The sequence below is a fragment of the Amphritea atlantica genome, assembly GCF_018860855.1.
GTDB lineage: Bacteria > Pseudomonadota > Gammaproteobacteria > Pseudomonadales > Balneatricaceae > Amphritea > Amphritea atlantica_A.
On record NZ_JAHKQE010000025.1, the window covers coordinates 40,360 to 57,114 of the forward strand.

Below are 16,755 nucleotides of genomic sequence, written 5' to 3' on the forward strand. Positions count from 1 at the left end.
GAAATCAGTCAAACTTATTCAAAGGTAAGCAGTTCAAATGCATGCTTGTCCAGCAACTCCAAAGCACGACCGCCACCACGGGCAACACATGTCAACGGATCATCAGCAACGATTACCGGCAAACCGGTCTCTTCACTGATCAGCTTATCAAGGTTGCGTAGCAATGCACCGCCACCGGTCAGCACAATACCGCGTTCAGCAATATCGGAGGCCAATTCAGGTGGACACTGTTCCAGAGCACTTTTCACGGACTGCACAATGGCAGACAAAGGCTCCTGTAACGCTTCCATGATCTCGTTGCTATTCAGCGTAAAACTACGAGGAATACCTTCAGCCAGGTTACGACCACGCACATCGATCTCAAGCGTTTCAGCGGTTGGGTAGGCCGTACCTATCTCCTGCTTAATCCGCTCAGCGGTGGCATCACCGATCAGGCTACCGTAGTTACGTCGAATATAGGTAACAATACCCTCATCGAAACGATCACCACCCACCCGTACAGATTCAGCGTAGACAATACCGTTCAAAGAGATAATCGCAATCTCGGTAGTACCACCACCGATATCCACAACCATCGAACCATTGGCTTCATCAACCGGCAGGCCCGCACCAATCGCGGCGGCCATCGGTTCTTCAATAAGATACACTTCACGGGCACCCGCGCCCATGGCCGATTCTTTTATAGCTCGGCGCTCAACCTGAGTAGACTGACAGGGAACGCACACCAGCACGCGTGGGCTGGGCGTCAAAAAACTATTGCCATGCACTTTACTAATAAAGTGCTGCAACATTTTTTCAGTAACATGGAAATCTGCGATAACACCATCTTTCATTGGCCGGATAGCGGTAATATTACCCGGAGTACGGCCCAACATCCGTTTAGCATCTGTACCGACTGCCGCCACGGTTTTCTGCGCTCCATTGCTGCTTTGACGAATAGCAACAACGGATGGCTCATTCAGTACAATGTCTTTATCGCGAACATAAATAAGGGTGTTGGCAGTGCCCAAATCAATAGAAAGGTCACTGGAAAAAAGCCCTCGAATCTTCTTAAACATCGGTTGTCCGCCTTAGATTGTGCGACTGCACATTCACTTGATCAAAAAAACAGGCCCACTGTAGCAATGGCGGGGATTTTGGGCAAGCTGCAAATGTGTTAACGTAGCGCTTTATTTAGTTATTAGACCAAATTACACAGCAATGAGAATCCAATAATGTCGTTAGACCGCACAGACGTCGAAAAGATCGCTCATCTGGCAAGATTAAATATCGCCGAGCAAGATATTCAAGAATATGCCGAAAATCTCAGCAATATTCTTGACCTAGTCGACCAGATGCAAGCCGTCGATACCCAAGATATTACGCCTATGGCACATCCAATGGATGCGATTCAGCGTTTACGTCTGGATGAGGTAACCGAAGGTAATCAACGCGATCTGCTTCAAACCGTCGCTCCCGCCGTTGAAGCAGGCCTGTTTCAGGTACCTAAAGTAATCGAGTAATGCCGGACCAGACATCCGCTTGAAGGATTTAAAAACGTTATGTTAGACAAAACACTCGCCGAACTGGCGCAGGGGTTAGCAACGGGTGAATTCAGTAGTGTAGAACTGACCCAAAACTACCTTGACCGGATCAGTGCCGAAGATGGCACACTAAACAGTTTTATTACCGTCACGCCTGAGCAAGCATTGGCGCAAGCGGAAGCCGCCGACCAACGTCGCGCGGCCGGCAATGTCGATGTCTTTACTGGGCTGCCCATTGCCCATAAAGATATTTTCTGCACCCAAGGCGTTCGCACCAGTTGCGGCTCAAAGATGCTGGATAATTTTATCTCGCCTTACAACGCCACCGTGGTTGAGCATTTCAATCAAGCAGGCGCGGTTAGCTTAGGTAAAACCAACATGGATGAGTTCGCGATGGGCTCCTCCAATGAATCCAGCTTCTACGGCCCTGCCCGTAACCCTTGGAACACCGATTGCGTTCCCGGCGGATCATCCGGCGGCTCAGCGGCAGCGATTGCCGGTGGCCTAACCCCAGCCGCGACCGGCTCAGACACCGGCGGCTCGATTCGTCAGCCAGCAGCACTGTGCGGCATTACCGGACTAAAACCGACTTATGGCCGCGTATCCCGCTACGGCATGATCGCCTACGCCTCATCTCTCGATCAGGGCGGCCCGATGGCCCGTACTGCCGAAGATACCGCCATGATGCTGAATGTTATGGCCGGTTTCGATCCAAAAGACTCCACCAGCTTGGATCAGCCGGTACCGGATTACACTCTTAAATTGAACGATTCCCTGAAGGGTTTGAAGATCGGTCTGCCTAAAGAGTTTTTCTCCGGCGAGATCGATCCGCAGATCACCGCTCAGGTACAAAACGCGATCCGTGAATTTGAAGCCCTCGGCGCGACGGTCAAAGAAGTCAGCTTGCCCAATACTCATCTGGCGATTCCGGCGTACTATATTATTGCTCCGGCTGAAGCCTCCTCTAACCTGTCACGTTTTGATGGCGTGCGTTACGGTTACCGCTGCGAAGACCCCGTCGATCTCGAAGATATGTACAAGCGTAGCCGCGGCGAAGGCTTTGGCGAAGAAGTTAAGCGTCGCATCATGGTCGGCACCTATGCGCTGTCAGAAGGTTTCTATGATGCCTACTACAAGAAAGCATTACAGATCCGCCGCTTAATTCAGCAGGATTACGTTAATGCGCTGTCTGAAGTCGACGTTATTATGGGGCCTACCACTCCGCATCCAGCGTTTAAACTGGGTGAAAAAAACTCAGATCCTATCTCCATGTATATGGAGGATATCTTCACCATATCACTCAACTTGGCCGGTATGCCGGGTATTTCGGTCCCCTGTGGTTTTGCGAACGGCTTACCTGTCGGCTTGCAACTGATCGGCAACTACTTTGCTGAAGAACGATTACTGAATGCCGCGCATCAGTTCCAGCAAGCCACCGACTGGCACAAACAAACGCCTGGTCAATAAGCTGCTGACCTAATGCGCAACAGAATTTAACGCAGCACCATTACACTCAGTAACGTAAGTTTGCTGCAAGAAGAGGTTTACATAATGGAATGGGAAGCAGTCATCGGGCTTGAGATTCACGCCCAACTGGCGACTAAGTCCAAAATATTTTCGGGTGCCAGCACCGCCTTTGGTGCCGAGCCGAATACCCAAGCCTGCGCCGTTGATTTAGCGTTGCCAGGCACCTTACCGGTATTTAACGGTGAAGCACTGCGGATGGCGGTATTATTTGGCTTAGCTATCGACGCAGAGATCGGTTACACCTCGGTGTTCGACCGTAAAAACTACTTTTATCCCGATCTACCGAAAGGTTATCAAACCAGCCAACTGTTCCACCCGATCGTTGGCACCGGCTATGTGGATATCACCCTCGACGACGGCACCATTAAACGTGTCGGTGTGACCCGTGCCCACCTAGAAGAGGATGCGGGTAAGTCTCTGCATGAAGAGTTCCCTAACATGACCGGTATCGATCTTAACCGAGCAGGTACGCCACTGCTGGAGATCGTCTCCGAACCGGATATGCGCAGTGCCGAAGAAGCGGTTGCCTACGTGAAGAAAATTCATGCCATCGTAACCAATCTCGGCATCTGTGACGGCAACATGGCAGAAGGTTCTTTCCGTTGTGACTGCAACGTATCGGTACGTTATAAGGGTGAAGAAGAGTTCGGTAACCGTACCGAAAGCAAGAACATCAACTCTTTCCGCTTTATCGAAAAAGCGATCAAAGGCGAGATTATCCGCCAGATCGATATTCTCGAAGACGGTGGCCATATCACTCAGGAAACCCGCCTGTATGATGCCAACAAAGATGAAACTCGCCCAATGCGAAGCAAGGAAGAAGCCAACGATTACCGTTACTTCCCCTGCCCCGACCTGCTGCCGATCGTCATCGATGATGATTATGTTAATCAGGTACGTGCAACACTGCCTGAACTACCCGATGCCCGTAAAGCCCGGTTTATTGAGCAATATAAACTGAGTGAATATGACGCAATGGTGCTGTCCGCCTATCGTGATCTAAGCCACTACTTTGAAACCGTCGCTAACACCGCAGACGATGCCAAACTAGCCGCTAACTGGGTGATGGGCGAACTGTCCAAGCTTCTTAATCAGAATGATACCGACATTAAAGATTCACCGGTCTCTGCTGAACAGCTCGGCGGTCTGCTATTACGCATTAAAGACAACACCATTACCGGCAAAATAGCCAAACAGGTGTTCGAAGCGATGTGGGCAGGTGAAGGCTCTGCGGATGAGGTGATCGAATCCAAAGGCCTGAAACAGGTAACCGATAGTGGTGCGATCGAATCGATGGTCGATGATGTCATCGCCGCTAATCAGCCACAGGTTGATCAGTATGTGAATGCTGAGCCCGATAAACGCGGCAAGATGATCGGCTTCTTTATGGGTAAAGTGATGCAAGCGTCTCAGGGCAAAGCGAACCCTGGTCAAGTGCAAGGCCTGCTAAAACAGAAACTGGATGCATTAGCCAACGGCTAACACGACTTCGCCGTGACGCATCTAAACCGGTCGATATTATCGTATCGATCGGTTTTTTACCTTTAAAGCCGCTTCACTCCCCGTTAGTGATCAACGCCTCGCTGCAAAGCTTGTTGATAACGATCCTCGAATCGCCCCTTGAGCCACTCGCTCAACGCTCTCACCCGCTTCAACTGATGTCGCAACGGCGGACATAACAGTGTTAGCTGTGTATTTTCCGACCACTCTGGCAACACCTCGACTAATCGACCCCGCTGGAGATCCGCTTGCACATACACATCGGCAAGCCGCGTAACGCCTAACCCAGCCAGTGCAGCTTGCCGCATCACTCGACCGCTACTCACCTTAATCCCCTGCTCAACATGCACGGTCCTGCGCTCATCTCCCCGACTCAATGTCCAATGATCCACACTGCCACAAATTAATGACAATGCTTTCAGGTCTTCTGGATTTTCAATAAGGTGATTACCCTGCAAAAAATCGGGACTGGCCACATAACGCGTCGTCACCCGGTGCAGTTTGCGAGCAATCAAGCTTGAGTTCGGTAACTCACCCATACGCATCACCAGATCATAATGATTAGCGATCAGATCAACCTGTACACTGGAAAAATCCAGATCCACACAGATCCCCGGATGCTGTCGTTGAAAATCTATCACCAATGGCGCTAACAGCTCTTCGCCGATCAAACCGCCCACCGCATTCATGCGAATCACACCTTTCAGCTCGTCTGTCGATTGGCTAGCCCATTCCGCCGCCGCATCCAACTGCTGCATCGCTAATTTACAGCGTTCATAGTAGCCCTGACCGATCTCAGTCAATCGCAACTGCCGAGTTGTGCGATACAACAGCTGCACACTCAATACCGCTTCCAGCTCTGAGACTAACTGGCTCAGATGTGCCTTAGAAAAACCAGAAACCTCAGCCGCCGCCGTAAAACCGCCCGACTCTGCCACATAGATAAAGGCACGAATACCGCGCCACGAGACATTGTTCATATATACCAAACAATTATTTCAGATTAAGGATATTTATCACCCTAATATAGCGGCCTATCATCTGCAACATCGATTCACTTCAATGCCTTTTGGCATTTAACACCCGAGATAAAATGACGACTCAACCACTTATTGTTATCACCGGCGCTAGCGCTGGCATTGGCGCGGCCATGGCACAACAGTTTTCAGCCGCAGGACACCCTTTATTACTCCTCGCCCGCCGCGTGGACAAACTAGAGGCTCTAGCCCTCCCGAACACATTATGTCGTCAAGTCGATGTAACCGACGCTGCAGCTTTACGGGTAGCGATCAAAGAAGCAGAAGCGGTTCATGGCCCGGTAGACTGTCTAATTAACAATGCTGGTTTAATGCTATTAGGACAGATCGACACTCAAGACCCTATGGAGTGGCAGCGTATGTATGATCTTAACGTACTCGCACTGCTAAACAGCATGCAGGCGGTACTGGGTGACATGAAAGCTCGCAAGGGCGGCACTATTATCAATATCAGTTCAATTGCCGGTAAAAAATCATTCCCAAATCATGCCGCTTATGTAGGCAGCAAGTTCGCTGTTTCCGCCATCAGCGAGAATGTCCGTGAAGAGGTCGCCGATGATAATGTCCGTATCATGACGATCTGTCCGGGCGCGGTAGAGACTGAATTATTGAGTCACACCACCTCGCAGGAGATTATTGATAACTATGAGGATTGGAAAGAATCGATGGGAGGGATATTAGCCCCTGATGATATTGCTCGCACCGCTGTGTTTATGTATTCACAACCGCAAAACATCAATATTCGCGATGTGTTGATCACCGCAACTCGTCAACAAGCGTAATACCTATCGACTCTATTTAAACCAAGCAAAAGCCATTTTTGAAGCGAAAAAAAGCCCCCGCGATAAGCGGGGGCCAGATGAGCGTATTAAATAGTAGAGGCGTTATAAAGCTCGCTCTCAAACCTCATCCCATTTAAAACAGATCGAAGCTTTTGCTGATAGTAAATGTCAGTTGGTCGCTATCACTCACCCAATTATTAGTAGCAGAGCTATCATCGTCCGGGAAGATCGCCGCAACAGACATATCCAACCCTTCATAAGTCATGCCATAGCCTGCCTCAAAATAAGAGCCATCAACCTCATCACCATAAACACCGTACGTCAGGTAAGCGCCTTCATACTCACCAGTAATACTGGCGAAGGTATAATCAACATCTGCAGCGCCCGGCGATTCATAAGTCCCGATATTATAACCAACAGAGATCGGGCCATAACCCGCACTTAGGTTATACTCAAAATATTCTCCCGTGGCAGATTCATCATAGTAATAGCCAATAATGCCTACACCATAGCTAAAGTCTTCAATCGAACCGTTATAACCCGCATATAGATCATATTCCAAATCGCTTGGCAAAGAAGCGAGCCAAGTACCGGCATAAAAGCCCATCTCGCTTTCATAATCCAACCCACCCATCATACTCGCGTTACCGCCATCACCAGATTGGTCAAGACCACGATACCAATAATCACTCATAGCACCAACGTTAGCCGACACACCGGCAAAGCTTGCAGCAGAAGCTGTCAACAGAGCAGAAGCGATCAGTGTTTTCGTAAACTTTTTCATAACGGTTTTCCTTACAGGTTTATATTTTTGCAAAGCAAAAAAACATCAAAACTGTAAGAGCTAGAGCAATTGGCACGCCAATAGCGTACCAATACATTACTAATCAACAGGTTAAATCATAATAACGATAAGCAACCGTCCTCGATGAGAACCATAAGCGCGCAAGATATACCTCACCGCACCAAAACGTCACAAAAGTGTCACCTATTAGACACACCGATAAATATATATAAAAAAGTGATCCAAAACAGTCAAAAAACGTCTAATATCCACTTAGATATCGGTTTTTTCACAGGAGTCACAGTATGCCAACCGCAACATTTGCAGCAGGATGCTTTTGGGGAGTTGAAGCACGTTTCGCCAACACTCCCGGAGTCACCTCAACCGCTGTAGGCTACATGGGTGGACATACACAAAATCCCACCTATAAAGAGATCTGCAACAAAACCACCGGCCATGCCGAAGTGGTACAGTTGGAGTTTGATGATCAAATCATCAGTTATGACACCCTGTTAGATATATTCTGGCAGATGCATGATCCAACCACCCTTAACCGCCAGGGCCCTGATGTCGGCGATCAGTATCGTTCAGAAATTTTTTACCATAATGATCAGCAACGCATTATGGCGGAACAAAGCAAGGTCGTGCTAGATAAGAGCGGTATCTTCGGTAATCCCATTGTGACAGAGATCACACCGGCCGCTGAGTTTTGGCGGGCTGAGGAATATCATCAACAATATAATGCCAAGAACGGCCACGGCGGTTGCGCTATCTGAGTATTAACGCTTTTGCTGGGAAAACCCCATGCAAACATGAAAACCAATAAAAAAGCCGTCGATAGTAATATCGACGGCTTTTTAGTTGAGCGGCTAACAACGTAACCCTATAATTTAAAACACAACTCGCCTAGTCTTACAACTGCACCGCTAGACGTGTACCTTGATCAATGGCCCGTTTAGCATCCAACTCGGTCGCCAAGTCAGCCCCACCAATCAGATGATACGGCTTAGTAAGCCCTTCCGTTAATGCTCGCAACGGCTCCTGCCCAGCACAGAGGATAATATTATCCACCGCTAGCAACCGCTCTTCACCATTAATACTCAGATGTAGACCTTCATCATCGATGCGCTGATATTCGCAGCCAGCGAGCATCTCTACGTGGCGCTTCTGCAAACCTAAACGGTGCGCCCAACCGGTTGTTTTACCCAAACCACCACCGACTTTCGAGGCTTTACGTTGCAACAGATAGACCTGCCTAGCCGCCGGCTCTGGTGCAGGCGTAACGCCTTCAACACCGCCACGGGAGGACATGGTCATATCGATACCCCAATCACGCATAAAGGCAGGAATATCCTGACTGGTTGAAGGCCCCTGATGGGTCAGATATTCGCTGATATCAAAACCGATACCTCCGGCACCAATCACCGCGACAGATTGGCCTACCTTCGCACCGCGAATAAGATCCAGATAACCCATCACTTTCGGATGATCGATTCCTTCAATCGCAGGCACTCGAGGGATGATACCGGTGGCGATAATCACCTCATCGAAATCGCTCTGTTGCAGCTCTTCAACACTCACCCGGTGAGATAGTTTTAAATTAACCCCATCCAGCTCTATGCGGCGGCGATAGTAACGCAGCGTCTCATTAAACTCCTCTTTACCCGGAATTTTTCGGGCAATATTAAACTGCCCACCGATCTCATCGGCCGCATCAAACAGAGTAACCTTATGGCCTCGCTGAGCCGCCGTTGTCGCAAATGCCAAGCCTGCAGGACCTGCACCAATCACCGCTAATTTTTTCACCTGTTCGGCCGGCATGATAACCAGCTCCGTTTCATGACAGGCGCGGGGATTAACAAGACAACTGGTCAACTTGCCAACAAAGATATGATCCAAACACGCCTGATTGCAGCCAATACAGGTGTTGATCTCATCACTGCGCCCTTCCTCCGCTTTACGTACAAACTCCGGATCCGCCAAAAAGGGCCGCGCCATCGACACCATGTCGGCATCTCCCCGCGCCAATACCTGCTCCGCGACTTCCGGCATATTGATTCGGTTGGAAGCGATTACCGGCACCGACAATGCCTGCCGCACTTTTGCGGTCGCCCAGGTAAAGGCTGCCCGAGGCACCTTCGTGGCGATCGTTGGGATGCGCGCTTCATGCCAGCCGATGCCGGAGTTAATAATGGTGGCCCCCGCTTGCTCGATCGCCTTACCGAGGGTAACGACCTCATCAAAGCTACTACCCCCTTCCACCAAATCCAACATGGATAGACGGTAGATAATAATAAAATTCGTACCAACCCGTTGCCGTACGCGCTTAACAACCTCCACGGCAAAGCGGATGCGGTTATCATATTCACCGCCCCAGTCATCCTCTCGCTGGTTGGTCCGCAGTGCGATAAACTGATTAATGAAATAGCCTTCTGAGCCCATCACCTCAACGCCATCGTAGCCCGCCTGTTGAGCCAACCCTGCACAGCGAACAAAATCCTCTATCTGTTGCTCAATCTCATCCACTGTTACCTCATGGGGCGGAAATGGATTAATCGGCGCTTTTATCGCCGAGGGTGCGATCAATTTCGGATTATAGGCATAACGTCCCGTATGCAAAATCTGCATACAGATTTTGCCGCCATCGGCATGTACCGCATCGGTCACAACACGATGATTCTCAACATCCTGCTCAGTCGCCATCACAGCGCCACCAGCCACCACACCACCTTCCTGATTAGGCGCGATACCGCCCGTCACAATCAGGCCCACACCGCCTCGGACGCGCTCGGCATAAAATGCAGCCATCCGCTCAAATCCACCGGGCTTCTCTTCTAGGCCAATATGCATTGAGCCCATTAACACCCGATTTTTCAGAGTGGTAAAGCCTAAGTCTAACGGGGCTAACAGATGTGGAAAATTCTGGCGGGTATGGCTCATGTTATAGGTTCCTCAATATTCTTATTTTCTGATCACACAACCAACACAGGCTGTTAAAGACACAGCAAAAAAGTCGCTTACAATGAACTGGACAGTGTCAAGATAAAGCGATATTTTGACACTGTCAAGATTGGTTGATAAATTGCCTTGATGAAAACGACCAACACCTCAGCAACCACACGCAATTATCATCATGGTGATTTGTACCAAACACTGTTGCAAGCCGCGACCGATATGATCGCCGAGGGCGGTAGTGAAAGCCTATCAATGCGTAAACTAGCCGACCGCGTCGGTGTTTCCCGCACCGCGCCCTATCATCACTTCAAAGATAAAAACGCCCTATTGTGTGCCATTGCCGAACAGGGGTTTAAGAATGTCGAAAAACTGCTAGAAGAGGTCAGAATCCGAGAGAAAGACGAGCCATTAAAACTCATTTTTACCGAATATTTTCACCACTATATCAAACGCGCCTATCAGCACCGAGAGCAATACGATCTGATGTTTGGCCGTGAGATCTGGCGGTATGGCTCACCCACAGAGTCCTTGCAAATCATATCCCGCCAGCACTTCAAGAGTTGGTTAAACTGGATTGAGCGCTTATGTGAACAAGACGTTATCCGCACCGATGACTCCCCCCTCAGAACCGCACAGGTCTGCTGGGCCACACTGCATGGACTTTGTCGCCTATTAAATGATGGCATCTATACAGAACAGAGCCAGTTAGATGAGATAGCGAATGCCGCCGTTGAGATGATGCTTAAAAAGCCATAGAATATGAGCAGCTAAATATCTTAATTAATACTCTGCCCGCTGAAAATCCGTCCTTTTATAATAAAACAATTAACCTATATCTCCGGCGCAAAAAACTCCCCTCGCCAATGCCCCGCCTGCTGCTCTTGTTGCACGACCTCATAAATCAATGGAATAACGGCCCGCATTAAAGAGGTGCGCGGTCGATTCGCTGCTCGAGTGATGTAGACATCACGTTTCATACAAGGATCAACAATCTCAAGCGCATGCACCTGACCGGTTTCCTCTAAGTGATAAAAAGAGGACGATGGGCTCAACAGCATGCCATAACCATCGGATACATAACGCAGGGTTGTCATCAACTGGCCAAAGCCAGGCTTGTGCCGCACGTTAATACCGTGCCGTTGTTCATACTGTCGCAATACATAGCCCAACGAATCTTGTCGGCCGGTCACAATGACTTCATGTTTGGCTAATTCAGCAAAAGAAATACTCTCTCGCTGGCGCAAAGGTTTTTGTGAGCTCACTTGCGGAGTATCTCCCATCGCTAAATAGAGGTTCTCTCTGAACAAGTGTTCCTGCGTCAACTGCTTCATATCACTACCGTCTGGTGATGAGATAGCAAGATCAATCTCTCCATTCAGTAACTGCGCCGATAAGCTATAGGATAGACCGGCAAACAGATCCAATTCTATTTTCGGATAGCGCTGTTCGACCAGTTTCAATAGAGGCACCGACACCACGTTACCTATCGGTTGCGTCATCCCCAATACCAAGCGCCCTGCTGGCTCTTGTTCCGACTGTCTGATATCTAGCTTGGCCTGATCAACCTGACGCATAATAGATTCAGCATGCGCCTTAAATAGCTGACCACTTTCCGTCAACCTGACGCCCCGATAATCACGATCAAACAGCGAGGTGCCCAGTTCATGCTCAAGGTTCTCTAATTGCAGACTGATGCTTGGCTGAGCAATCTCAAGCTCTCGCGCTGCTGCAGCGATACTGCATAATTCAGCGGTTTTAAGAAAATAGAGGAGTTGTTTACTATTCATCAATGCAGCATATAAGAAAAATATTGAGCATACCAATACTTATTATTCTTTTTATTGCGCCAATTTTGATTAATATATTCATCAAAATCCGCACTATCATCAACCCCGAGGAAAAACGCATGTCTTTATCTAATCGCTATTACGAACGCCCATCAAGATTCAGCGAAGCCGAATGGAATGCCCGTATTGACTTAGCGGCGATGTACCGAATTTTTGCCTATATGAAATGGGATGAAGCGATCTATAACCACATCTCTTTGCGCGTTCCCGGTGAGGATAATCATTTCCTCATCAACCCATTTGGCCTGCACTATAGCGAAGTTACGGCATCCAACTTAGTTAAAGTCGATATAGACGGCACCATCGTTGATCATTCCGACTGGCCGATCAACCCCGCAGGCTTTACATTTCATAGCCAAATACATGATAAAGTTGAAAACGGGCACTGTGTTATGCACGTTCACACAACCCCAACGCTAGCCGTTTGTTGTTTAGAAGAAGGCTTGTCATACAGCAATTTTTATTCGGCACAGCTATATAACAAAGTGGCTTACCATGAGTTTGAAGGCATCACGGTACACCCAGATGAAGGTGAGCGTATCTTGGCTAGCGCAGGTGATAAGCCCGTATTAATGCTACGCAACCATGGCCCCGTTATTATCGGTGCCAACCTAGCTCAAGCATTCGCACTCATGTGGTTAGTCAACCGTGCGTGTGAAGTACAATGTGCCTCGATGGCGATGGGTAAGGTGCGAGAAATCCCCGAAGCTATCGTTAAAAAATGTACCGCCGATTCGCTCAACTTTAATCCTAAATACGGTGCGGGTGCTGATGTTTTCGCTGCTATGAAACGACTCGTTGAAAAACAAGACCCATCATACAAACGTTAATCGACTATAGGCTTCTTTATGAAGGTATGTGTATACGGTGCAGGTGCAATCGGGGGATTAATTGCAGCCCGCCTCAGCGCCGCTGGCGCAACAGTTTCGGTCATTGCCAGAGGGCAAACACTGTTGGCTTTACAGCAAAGCGGAGTCGGCCTTACTGAAGAGGGTGAAACCCGTTTTTATCCTGTGTCAGCGGTATCTCAAGCGAATGAACTCGATGTTCAAGACCTAATCATCATTGCCGTCAAACAACCCGCTGTCAGCCCTATCATCAAAGACATAAAACCCTTGATCGGTGAGCAAACCCGCGTTCTGCTAGCCATGAATGGCGTGCCATGGTGGTTTTTTGATGGCTTACCAAAGGTAACCTCTGACCCTATACTCAAAACAGTTGACCCTCAAGGAGACCTACGAGATCACCTTCCTAGTCATCAGGTGATCGGCTGTGTTGTTCACTTAGCCGCCGCCTCGACCTCTCCCGGTGTGATTAAGCTCAGCACAGGCAATCACCTCATTATTGGTGAGCCTAATGGCGAGCCCTCAGCGCCAACACTGCAGGTCGGAGAACTTCTTAAAAAAAGCGGCTTTAGTGTCGACATATCCGCGACTATTCAGCGAAATATTTGGTTCAAACTACTCGGCAATATGACCATCAATCCGATTTCGGCACTCACTCGCGCAACCGCTGATCGCATACTCGATGACCCACTGCTTAACCAGTTCTGCTGCAAAGCAATGACTGAAGCACTGGCCATCGGTCACGAGATTGGCTGTCCTATCGATCAAACACCCGAGGAAAGAAACGCACAAACCCAAACGCTGGGGGCCTTTAAAACCTCTATGTTGCAAGATGTCGAAGCAGGCAAGCCCCTCGAATATATAGCACTTGTTGGTGTGGTATATGAAATAGCAGAAAAGCTAGGAATAGAGGTTCCTTATACTGCCGCGATCTATGGCTTAATTAGACAGTTGGACAAAAGCCTGCAAGCCAATCAATAATAAATCAGCCCATTACTGCCGCCTTGAAAACCAAGCAGCCTCAATATAAGCCATCATTTCGTTTATATTGAGGTCAGTCGTACGACTAATGCTAAGACATCAGTTACCGCTATCCCTCACAATCGAAGCTTTAAGAACAAAGCCGCAGGTGATAACTGAACCCGCCTTCTTCGACATGAAAAATAGATAAACTTGACAAAAATCGGCCATTTTCAGTGAATGTTCTCATCAGCCCAAAAGAAGAAGGGCTTGTAGCCAGCCTCATCAAAGAAACTAACTCTCAAGCCCTTTAAAGACCCTAAATGTCTTTATATCATCTTACTTAGCCAGTGAACGGAACATATCCAGTGCAGCCTGACCGTCAACATTTTTCGCATCCGCCTGCTCAATCCACTCAGCAGACATACTCGCGGTTTCCGCTTTAAATTCAGTTACCATTGGGTCTGTCGCACTCAGCTTATTGATCTTAATGCCGTTTTCTTCAGCTGCAGCATAACCGTCAAGGTCAGCATCCCCCCAGCTTTTACCGGCCAAACGGGAAAGTTTTTCACCTGAAACACTCATGAGTGCTTGCTGATCTTTTTCGCTCAACGCGTCAAAGGAATCCGGATTCATAAAGATACTAAAGGTCGTGGTATACATTCCTTCAGGAAAAACGGTCAGATATTTTGAAACTTCCGCCACGCGCAGGTATTTCAAATCAAGCACTGGCAGAAAAACACCTTCAACGACGCCCTGCTGCATCATTTCATATATTTTTGGTGCAGGTGCGCCAACCGGCGTAACACCTAAAATCTGCCCCATTTCGTTGACGACACCGCCGCCGATACGTATTTTCTTATCCTTCAAGTCTGCCAGTGAACTAACAGGGAAGGTTGTATGTAACTGACCCGGCCCATGCACAAACAAACCCAGCAGCTTCAACCCTTCATACTCATTAGCCGTATTAAAATATTTTTCCTGAACATTCCATAGCGCAACAGAGGCTTTCTCAGCATCAGGGCTCTCTCCTGGAAGTTCAGCAATTTTTCCCAGAGAAAAGCGACCCCGCACATACCCATTAACGGTAAAGCTCGCATCAATCACCTGATCTTCAACCAGATCAAACATCGATTTAGGGTGTCCTAAGCCATATTCCAACTCAACTTTGACACGGCCTTCAGTCGCTTCCTCAACCCACTTTGCCCAAGTAGGCCAAACAATAGCGTTTTGAGGTGCGGTTGGGGGCAACCAAGTGCCGACTTTAAGCGTCGTAACAGCCGATGCATTGAAAGACATAAACATGCCGGCACAAACACCGGCAGTCGCTAGTAATTTTGTTATTTTTTTCATTTTCAGTTTCCTGATAAGTTACAAATTAAGCTAAATCCTCCAATAACAACCTTCACATTAGAAGTCGTTATGGAATTGATTTTATACAAATGGAGACGCGGCCATGGCTAATGAGTAACCATCGCTCTTTTCTTTGAACCACAGCATCGCCTGTATGGCGACGAATGGAGCACAGTTTATGAATTATTAACAGACTAAACAAGACATACTAATTAATATATTAACAAAGAGATTATGCATAAGAACACAAGCTAATGTAGGCCCCCTCAATATTTTTCTTATGGCCAAGTAACATATTACGCTGCCCTTCATCAGCCTCTATCAATCACTCAATGAGGCAGGGTCATGCTGAAAATACATCCTAGGCGACAGAACCATACAATTGATTAAACGGGTCCACCCTTTTAACGGATGCTACCGGTATTGCGACTCGCAAACCTAATCTCGTCGAGATAGACGTCGATGAAGAATAATCTATAAGACATAAAAAAGGCTCGCAATGCGAACCTTTTAAATTATCGATAGCAGAGATAACCTGCTAATCTGCGGATTACAACCGGCTTGCACCCGGTTCAAAGCTTGACGTTACCGATGCCTGAGGGCCGGGAACCGCTGAACCATCCTGCTCCGTTACAGGGAAGACACAGTTAATCTGACCAGTACCCGAGCTACCAAAATATGGTGTCAGAACTTCGGCTTTGCCTTCGTAGTCAGACCAGCCCAACGCCCCCAACATCATCGCAGTATCATGCATAAAGCCTTCTCCGTGACCTTTAGCCGCATACTCAGGAAGCATTGCACAGAAGGTTTCCCAGTCGCCCTGTTGCCACATATCAACGACTTTATGATCGAGGGTTTCTAAGAAGGGGCTCCACACTTTATTAGAAAATTGTGGTGCTTGACCGTTCTGAGCAAAGCGATGTGAAAGAGAACCACTGGCGAAAATAGCCACCGTACCATCATAATGTTTTTCAATCGCTTCACGCATCGCCCAACCGAGGCGAGCTGAGTCATTAAGATAGTGAACGGTACACAGCGCCGACACCGAAATCACTTTAAAGTGACGGTCTTCGTTCATATAACGCATCGGTACCAATGTGCCATATTCAGGCGCTAAGGTCGTTGCATCATGAGCCAGCGTTTCGACGCCCTGTAGATTGCACTCCTCTGCCAATATTTTGCCTAGCTCGGGGTTACCATCGTACTCATACTCCATATTAGAGATAAAGTGCGGCAGCTCACCACTGGTATAATTACCCTTAAAGTGAGGCCCACAGTTGATGTGGTAGTTAGCATTCACCAACCAATGGGTATCGAATACAACAATGGTATCAACACCTAGCTCTCGACAGCGTTTACCAATTTCAATATGACCATCAATTGCGGCCTGACGAGTACCTTTCTGTGGACCGTCTAGCTCAGACAGATACATACTTGGAACATGTGTAATCTTAGCTACGAGCGCCAGTTTGCCCATCTCACTATCCTCTTATTTTATTGCTGCAGGCGATTCCTGAACCCATCAAACCGTTATCGATTCGACCTACCAGTATAGGCTGCTTTCATTTGAGCGATTCCATCGTCTAATAGCGGCGACTGGATACCTAGCTCAGGTATAATTAACATCTTAACTAATATTACC

General features: G+C 48.2%; 15 protein-coding genes. 8 read left to right on the forward strand and 7 right to left on the reverse strand.

Translation table 11 applies throughout. The features are described 5' to 3' along the window. Nucleotides 1-14: 14 nt before the first annotated feature. Nucleotides 15-1,058: a rod shape-determining protein gene (locus KO512_RS11750; protein WP_126158414.1), complete on the reverse strand. Its 1,044-nt coding sequence runs from the start codon at nt 1,056-1,058 to the stop codon at nt 15-17. A 156-nt stretch (nt 1,059-1,214) separates the two neighbouring features. Between KO512_RS11750 and gatC the strand changes: the two genes are divergently transcribed. The 3 genes from gatC to gatB all read left to right on the forward strand — a co-directional run bounded on the left by gatC (nt 1,215) and on the right by gatB (nt 4,532). Next, nucleotides 1,215-1,502, forward strand: a complete 288-nt coding sequence (gene gatC / locus KO512_RS11755) for an Asp-tRNA(Asn)/Glu-tRNA(Gln) amidotransferase subunit GatC (protein WP_215952548.1) — start codon at nt 1,215-1,217, stop codon at nt 1,500-1,502. A gap of 39 nt (nt 1,503-1,541) precedes the next feature. Beyond that, nucleotides 1,542-2,990 carry an Asp-tRNA(Asn)/Glu-tRNA(Gln) amidotransferase subunit GatA gene (gatA, locus tag KO512_RS11760; protein WP_215952549.1) on the forward strand — a complete coding sequence of 483 codons (1,449 nt, stop codon included), beginning with the start codon at nt 1,542-1,544 and terminating at the stop codon, nt 2,988-2,990. 84 nt (nt 2,991-3,074) lie between these two features. Then, nucleotides 3,075-4,532 carry an Asp-tRNA(Asn)/Glu-tRNA(Gln) amidotransferase subunit GatB gene (gene gatB / locus KO512_RS11765; protein WP_215952550.1) on the forward strand — a complete coding sequence of 486 codons (1,458 nt, stop codon included), beginning with the start codon at nt 3,075-3,077 and terminating at the stop codon, nt 4,530-4,532. 83 nt (nt 4,533-4,615) lie between these two features. On the opposite strand, the gene KO512_RS11770 is transcribed toward gatB, so the two are convergent. Then, nucleotides 4,616-5,530 (reverse strand): LysR family transcriptional regulator, encoded by a 915-nt coding sequence (locus KO512_RS11770; protein WP_215952551.1) that lies wholly within the window; start codon nt 5,528-5,530, stop codon nt 4,616-4,618. 113 nt (nt 5,531-5,643) lie between these two features. On the opposite strand from KO512_RS11770, the gene KO512_RS11775 reads away from it, so the two are divergent. Further along, nucleotides 5,644-6,369 (forward strand): SDR family oxidoreductase, encoded by a 726-nt coding sequence (locus KO512_RS11775; protein ID WP_215952552.1) that lies wholly within the window; start codon nt 5,644-5,646, stop codon nt 6,367-6,369. A gap of 133 nt (nt 6,370-6,502) precedes the next feature. On the opposite strand, the gene KO512_RS11780 is transcribed toward KO512_RS11775, so the two are convergent. Beyond that, a complete protein-coding gene (locus KO512_RS11780) occupies nt 6,503-7,153 on the reverse strand; it encodes a TorF family putative porin (RefSeq protein ID WP_215952553.1) in 651 nt (216 codons plus the stop codon). Nucleotides 7,154-7,458: 305 nt separating this feature from the next. Between KO512_RS11780 and msrA the strand changes: the two genes are divergently transcribed. Further along, a complete protein-coding gene (gene msrA / locus KO512_RS11785; RefSeq protein WP_215952554.1) occupies nt 7,459-7,929 on the forward strand; it encodes a peptide-methionine (S)-S-oxide reductase MsrA in 471 nt (156 codons plus the stop codon). A 136-nt stretch (nt 7,930-8,065) separates the two neighbouring features. On the opposite strand, the gene KO512_RS11790 is transcribed toward msrA, so the two are convergent. After that, nucleotides 8,066-10,093 (reverse strand): NADPH-dependent 2,4-dienoyl-CoA reductase, encoded by a 2,028-nt coding sequence (locus KO512_RS11790; protein WP_215952555.1) that lies wholly within the window; start codon nt 10,091-10,093, stop codon nt 8,066-8,068. Between the two features lie 150 nt (nt 10,094-10,243). On the opposite strand from KO512_RS11790, the gene KO512_RS11795 reads away from it, so the two are divergent. Next, complete coding sequence (locus KO512_RS11795; RefSeq protein ID WP_215952556.1) at nt 10,244-10,864, forward strand: TetR/AcrR family transcriptional regulator; 621 nt, start codon at nt 10,244-10,246, stop codon at nt 10,862-10,864. 74 nt (nt 10,865-10,938) lie between these two features. On the opposite strand, the gene KO512_RS11800 is transcribed toward KO512_RS11795, so the two are convergent. Continuing rightward, nucleotides 10,939-11,895, reverse strand: a complete 957-nt coding sequence (locus KO512_RS11800) for a LysR family transcriptional regulator (protein ID WP_215952557.1) — start codon at nt 11,893-11,895, stop codon at nt 10,939-10,941. Nucleotides 11,896-12,014: 119 nt separating this feature from the next. Here KO512_RS11800 and KO512_RS11805 point away from each other — a divergent pair, with 119 nt between their 5' ends. Together KO512_RS11805 and KO512_RS11810 are read left to right on the forward strand one after the other, a co-directional pair. Next, a complete protein-coding gene (locus KO512_RS11805) occupies nt 12,015-12,785 on the forward strand; it encodes a class II aldolase/adducin family protein (RefSeq protein WP_215952558.1) in 771 nt (256 codons plus the stop codon). Nucleotides 12,786-12,803: 18 nt separating this feature from the next. Beyond that, complete coding sequence (locus KO512_RS11810; RefSeq protein WP_215952559.1) at nt 12,804-13,781, forward strand: 2-dehydropantoate 2-reductase; 978 nt, start codon at nt 12,804-12,806, stop codon at nt 13,779-13,781. 318 nt (nt 13,782-14,099) lie between these two features. On the opposite strand, the gene KO512_RS11815 is transcribed toward KO512_RS11810, so the two are convergent. Continuing rightward, a complete protein-coding gene (locus tag KO512_RS11815; protein ID WP_215952560.1) occupies nt 14,100-15,113 on the reverse strand; it encodes a TRAP transporter substrate-binding protein in 1,014 nt (337 codons plus the stop codon). A gap of 550 nt (nt 15,114-15,663) precedes the next feature. Next, nucleotides 15,664-16,590: a 3,4-dihydroxyphenylacetate 2,3-dioxygenase gene (gene hpaD, locus KO512_RS11820; RefSeq protein WP_215952561.1), complete on the reverse strand. Its 927-nt coding sequence runs from the start codon at nt 16,588-16,590 to the stop codon at nt 15,664-15,666. Nucleotides 16,591-16,755 lie beyond the last annotated feature (165 nt).